Below are 6,368 nucleotides of genomic sequence, written 5' to 3' on the forward strand. Positions count from 1 at the left end.
ATGTTTTCGACGAAATTCGGGAATGGATGGTCGGTTTTCCCGACTTTACCGGCGTCAATTGATTTTATCTCCTGGGCTAAAGGCGTAAAGGAGACTAGGGTATGAAGGAAAAAATGATGATGTTTTCCCTGGCGCTTGCCTTGACGGCGGTCGCTGCCTTCAGTCAAGTCCAATTTCACAACGGACTTTCTGCGAAAGAGGTTCAAAAAGTAAGGGATTTTGATGCCTATACGGGGGAGCTGCGGTGTTTGGCGGATAACCTCGATAAGGCGATCCGACATATCGCTGCGGAGGAGAGGAAAAAACGGCGGATCGAACGGGAACTGCAAAGCCGACTGACGCCCGATGTGCTTGTCCCTCTGTTTTTCAGCGAAACCTCCAAGTGCGGCATCGACCCGATGCAGCTGCGGCAGGCAAAGCTCCGCAAAGCCTCGCGCTCGGCTCAAGACGGCGGCATCTCCGGAACCGTATTGGTGGAGGGTCAAGTGCCAGAAGACGACGTCAAGGTTTATGTCTTTGATCGTCACGGCTATTTTGCCGGATCGGCGGACGTCGATTTGAGCACGGGACGCTATGCCGTTGCGCCGCTGCCGAGCGACTCGTTCTATGTCGTCGCCCGCAGCAACCGATACGTCGATGAGATCTATGACAATATCGTTTCACCGTTGGCTTCCATGAAGAGCTGGCGGCAGGCTAAAAAGGTCTTTGTTCCGGCTGCGGTTGTGGACAATATCGATTTCAATCTGCGGCAGGGAGCGCGCATCACCGGCACCGTGACGGCCGAGAGCGGTTTGCCGCTCGAAGACGGGATGGTGGTCGATTTTCGCGTCACGACCGAAGACGATCCCTCAGCCGTTATCGAACGCTCTGTTGAGCTGATCGGCGGCCGATACGAGCTGATTGTGCCCGCTACCGGACGGTTCAAAATCCGCGCCGCTGTCGAGGGCTATGAGCCGCGTTGGTCCGGCAACCGAGCCGATTGGGCGGAGGCGGCGGTCGTGGTCATCGAAGATTTCAGCGCCGCGCCGGTCGTCGATTTTATCCTGCCGCAGCTGCCCGAAATGCCGGTCGGACAAATAACCGGCATTGTACGACCGGCTTTGTTTGTCCTTTTGGCGGTTTTTGACGCCTCCGACACTTCCTTTGTCCGCTTCGGCTTCAGCCTCGGTTATGGTGAAGTAGCGTATGCGCTTTCGGATTTGCCCCCCGGCAATTATTTCATTTACGCCGATGACGTTCTCGGGACCCTGGTCGGTGCCGGCAATTCGGTGGGAGAGTTCTACGATGGAGGTTCCGGCACCCGCTCCATCATCGGCGCAAAACCGGTCGAGGTTCGCGCGGGCGAACCGACCGTCGACATCAATTTCGATCTCGAGCCGGGCGCCGTCATCTCCGGTAAAGTCACTCTTGCCGGCGGCACGCCGCTCGACTCGCTGACTCTTCTCTTGGTCAATGCCGATCTTTTTAAGGGAGGGGAGCCGTTCATCACGCGTTTCGAAGTGGACGTCGTGTCGACGGATTTCGACGGCAGTTATGAAATTCCCGGTCTCAAGTCCGGCAACTATTACCTGCGAACCTTTTCCGATTTCTTTATCAATTTTGATCTCGAAGGTCCGGCCGATATTTTGACCGATGGAAAACACAAAGGCAAGGTGATCGACCAGTACTTTGGAGGTGAACCGAATCTGCTCGGACTCTTTCGGGCGCAAAAATTGACGATCGAGGCGCCGACAGAGCTGAACAACATTGATTTTATTCTGCAGCCGGCCTGCAAGATCAGCGGCCGCGTGACGGAAAGCGAAACTGGTGCTCCGGTGCATCAGCTCTACGTGGCGGCTTTGGAAGACTCGAGCGGTTATCCTTTCTACCCGTGGGCGGCCGTTAATGACTCCGGCAGATATGAGCTGCGCGCTCTGCCGAAAGGCAGATACAAGCTGTTGGCGCTGACCGGTTTCACCGGCAAGACCGACCTTCTGCCCGAATATTTCGGCGGCAGTCGCAGCTTCTACACTGCCCAAGTGGTCGAGCTGAATCGCGAGCGGCTCGAAGGAATTGATTTCGCGTTGGAAAGGGGCGCGACGCTCGAAGGTTTCATCCTGCTGCCGGATGGACGCCGATTAGGTGCAGATGTGCAGGATGGAATTCCGGTCGTGGCTTTTGATGCGGACAGCGGAGAGACAGCCTCGTATGATTTCGTCCAATTCAACGGCGGGTTCCGCATCGACCGGCTGTTGCCCGGCAATTACAAGCTCGCCGTAATGCCTCGACCGCCGTTTGCCGCCGCTTATTGCGGCGGTGGTGCCGCCTTTGACGATCCTCTTGCCGAAACCATTGCCCTAAAGTACGGTCAAATTGTAGGCGACAAGACAATAGTTCTCTCTGAAGCTTCGGGTATCCTGCGCGGCGTCGTTTCCGACAGCCTTGGAAAGCCGCTTTCGGGTGTGATGCTGGCGGCTTACGACCGCACAGGCCACATGGTTGCTTACGCCGTTACCGGCATCGACAGCCGAACCGGAAAGCAGCTCAATGACCCCGGCGCTTACGAGATGCCCAACCTGAAGCCCGGCGAGTATGCAGTGCGAACCATCGCGCTGTTTATGGCAACTTCTATCCTGGACTTGGGTTTGGAATTATTCGGCGGCCTTGAGGCGATTGATCCGTTGAGTTTGCTCCTGGGCGGCGATTTGGGGAATCTGCGGCTCGACTGGAACTTTTACCAGGATCAATGGTACGGCGGCGCGCCGGCAACGCTGACCATTGCTCTCGACAAGCTGCTTTTCCAGCTCTCGTCGTACGGTCTTGCGAACGCCGCCGACGTTGCGCTGACGCCGATTTTTTTGCCGATACCTTTCTTTGACGTCGTTCCGGAAAAAGCCGTACGCGTAAAAATAGTCGGCGGCACACCTGTGGTCGCCAATTTCAAACTCGGTCGCGTCAAGTGGAATAAGGTGGTGAGCGGCGCGAACGAACCGGCGGCGGTTTATGACTTTGTGCTGCATCAAAATTATCCCAATCCATTCAATCCGCAGACGCGCATAACTTTTACCCTTCCGCGTGGCGGCTGGGTAGACATTGCGGTCTTTGATGCGCTCGGCCGCCTCGTCGGCGAACCGATTCGCCGGCATTATTCGGAGGGCATGCATTCTATTGACTGGCAGGCCGTCACCGCGCAGGAAGGAAAACTTGCCGCCGGCATCTATTTTCTCCGGCTCAAGGCGTTCGGTGAAACCAGAACCATCAAAATGACCTTGCTGAAATAGCGCCGTTTGCGGGAAGGCGGCTTTTCCTTCCCGCATTTTTTCTTCATTTTTTTCGCCAACAGCGGCGGTTGGCGGTATCCTTTTATAAAATTTTGTAATGCAGTCTTTATGTCGCCTGTCAAATCATTACGCTTTCTTTTAATAGTGCCGGTCATGCTCGTCGCTGCCGATCGCGTGCAGGTAGTCGAGCAAAAGGACGATCGCATTCGTCTCCGAATAACCTGCGAGCCGCCGGTCCTGCAGGCCGTTCCGGGTAAAGCCGACCTCACTGTTGAGTTGCCGAGTAAAGACCGCGCGTTTTTCTTTGATCCCAAAGGACGTCTCATCCCCTATCGGCCGATTGTGCTGCAGTTTCCCTATCGCCATGCCCAAGTTAGGCTCATTACGGTGCAGGAGGAGCGGTACAAGGCGTTTCCACCGGAGCCGAGCATGGAGCGGCCGCTGGGCGGTGATTCCATTTTCCAGAGCGGCACGTCCGTCAATGCGGCCGTTGATCTGGCATTCATCGGCGAGTACAACGGCAATCGTTTGTGGTCGGCGAACGTCTATCCCAATTTTTTTGACGAGGCTGCAGGAGAACTGGTCTTTCGTCGGGAAGTGGTTTTCGACGTGACGGCCGAAGAGGCGGCGCTTGAGAGGCTCGTTCCCATTCCGCTGCAGGAAGCAGAGCTGCTCGATCACATCGGCGCCGTCGGCAGCCGCTTTAAAGCGCAGGCCGTCTCGGCTAAGGCTCTGCAAAAAAGCAGACAGGAAAATGTCGAACGGTGGAAGATCATCGTCAACGAGGAAGGCCTTTACCGGATTACCGGCAGGGACTTGCAGGCGGCCGGCGTCAATCTCTTAGCGATCGATTTCAAAAACCTGCGGCTAACCTGCTACGGAAAGGATGTCTCCATTTATCCCTCCGGCTGGCGCGACGGACAATTCGATCCGGACGACTATTTCGAGTTTTGGGGCGAACCGAACCGCAAGACCTATCAGCAGGAGGCCCCGGATCTCTACCGCGATCCGTTTACCGATGAACGCGTCTACTGGCTTTCCTGGGAAAAGCGCGGCTTATGGATGGCGGAGGAAACGGGTCAGATCACCAACCTGCAGCCCGGCAGTTACTCGCGGCCTTATTCCTTTCTCGAAACCATTCATGTTGAAAAAGATGCCTACTATGAGCGTTTGAGCACCCTCGAGGAGGATCGGCTTCGCGATCATTGGTTTTTCGACAGCGGCATCAGCTCGGGCAAAAAGATCGAATACCCTTTTACGCTCGTGCATCCCGATCTGCAGTCGCCTTTGGGCGTGCGTGCGCGCGTCATGCTGCGTGGTCGAACCACCTCCATGGATATTCAGCACAACATTTCGGTTTTTCTCAACGACAGCTTTCTTTTCTCCAGCACTTGGAAGGGTCAGGAGACGGCTGACCTGATTTCTCAACCCGGCTCTTACGTCAGCGCTTCTTCGCTGCAGAACGGCGTCAATCGCCTGAGCATCGTCAACAACGTGGAGCCGCAGAATTATGATTTTGTGATGCTGAATTGGTTCGAAATCACCTATCCCAGACTTTATCGCGCCTATAAAAATTTCATCAAATTTTCCATTCCTCCTGCTTCGCCCGGCGGCAAGTTCCTCTTTCGCGTGGACGGCTTTACCGAGTCGGGAATCGAGGTCTACAAGCTGCATCAGAGCAAAATCAACGGCGGCGTCATCGAAGAGGTGACCGATTTCAGCGGCTATACTTCGCTGCAGATCAGCTTTCAAAATGACGTCTTTTCGCCCGATGTCGAATTTGTCGCTGTTACGGAAAGCGCAAAAAAGAAACCTCTAAAAATCATCAAAGACCAACCCACGGCGCTGAAAAGCGAAAACCTTGCTGCCGATTACCTGATCATTTCGCATCGCCGCTTTATACAGTCTCAGGCGCTGAAAGATTTGATTGCGCTGCGACAGTCGCAGGGTTTGACGGTGTTGGCCGTCGATGCTGAGGATATTTATGACGAGTTCAACTATGGTCACGTCAGCACTTTTGCGATAAAAGAATTTATCAGACATGCCTATTTGAATTGGCAATCGCCCAAACTGGAATATGTGCTGCTCGTAGGCGACGGCAGCTATGTGCGGCGCACGGCCGAGGGGGATACGCTCGACTTGGTCCCGGTGCATATGCGGCAGACGATGTCCTTCGGCGCCGCCGCTTCGGACCATTGGTATACATTGCTCACCGGAGACGACGAAATACCGGAAGTGGCCATCGGGCGGTTGCCGGTGCGTACCAAGGAGGAACTGGAGCGGTTCATCGGCAAGATCATCCGTTATGAGACCAACCCGCCGGTCGGCGATTGGGCGAATCGTTTTCTCATCATTGGCGGCAACGGTGACGATTTCCGCTCTCAAGGAATTGCATTATCCAAGATTATGCCTCCGCAGATCAACACGCGGTTGTTGTTTTCCCTGCGCGATCGCTCGGCCCCGATCGATCCCTATTTCGGCGGCACCACCGACCTGCTCGACTATTTCAGCCGCGGCTGCAGCATCATGACCTTTCACGGCCACGGCGGCGGAGCTATATGGGCGGATAACGGCCTGCTGCGCGTCGAAGACTGCCGACGTATCAACACCCGCGGCAAGTTTCCCTTTATCATCAGCATGACCTGCTTTACGGGCGCCTTTGAATCGCCGGAAACAGAGTCCCTCGCAGATGCTCTGCTCATGGAAAGAGACGATGGCGCGGCGGCCTTTTTCGGCGCCAGCGGTGTCGGCTGGACTTGGAATGACTATTTTCTCCAGTCCGAAATCATGAAGCAGATTTTTACCTATCCTTCCGTGCCTATGGGGAAAATGATCGCGGCAGCCAAGATTGCCTATTTGGCTCATTACCAGACGCCGCAGGCTTTTTCGCAGGTCAACCAGTATCATCTTCTCGGCGACCCGGCGATGCGGCTGCATATTCCCCAAGGGAGCGTATCGGTATCGCTCAAAGAATCCATCGCCCTGCCCGGCGACACGCTGAAGGCTGTCGGCAAGACCTCTTTTCAAATCGGTTTTGGAATTTTCGATTTGGAAGACAGCCTCAGGCTGATCGTTTCCTCACACACCCTCGAAACCGCCGATTCGCTT

At 55.3% G+C, this 6,368-nt stretch carries 2 protein-coding genes; both read left to right on the plus strand.

From position 1 onward, the window contains the following. Window positions 1-101: 101 nt before the first annotated feature. Window positions 102-3,260, plus strand: a complete 3,159-nt coding sequence (locus ONB24_08370; protein ID MDZ7316122.1) for a T9SS type A sorting domain-containing protein — start codon at window positions 102-104, stop codon at window positions 3,258-3,260. Window positions 3,261-3,368: 108 nt separating this feature from the next. Continuing rightward, window positions 3,369-6,368: C25 family cysteine peptidase (locus ONB24_08375; GenBank protein ID MDZ7316123.1), on the plus strand; the 3,000-nt coding region annotated here is incomplete at its 3' end.

This window comes from candidate division KSB1 bacterium, from assembly GCA_034505495.1.
Taxonomy (GTDB): Bacteria; Zhuqueibacterota; Zhuqueibacteria; order Residuimicrobiales; family Krinioviventaceae; genus Fontimicrobium_A.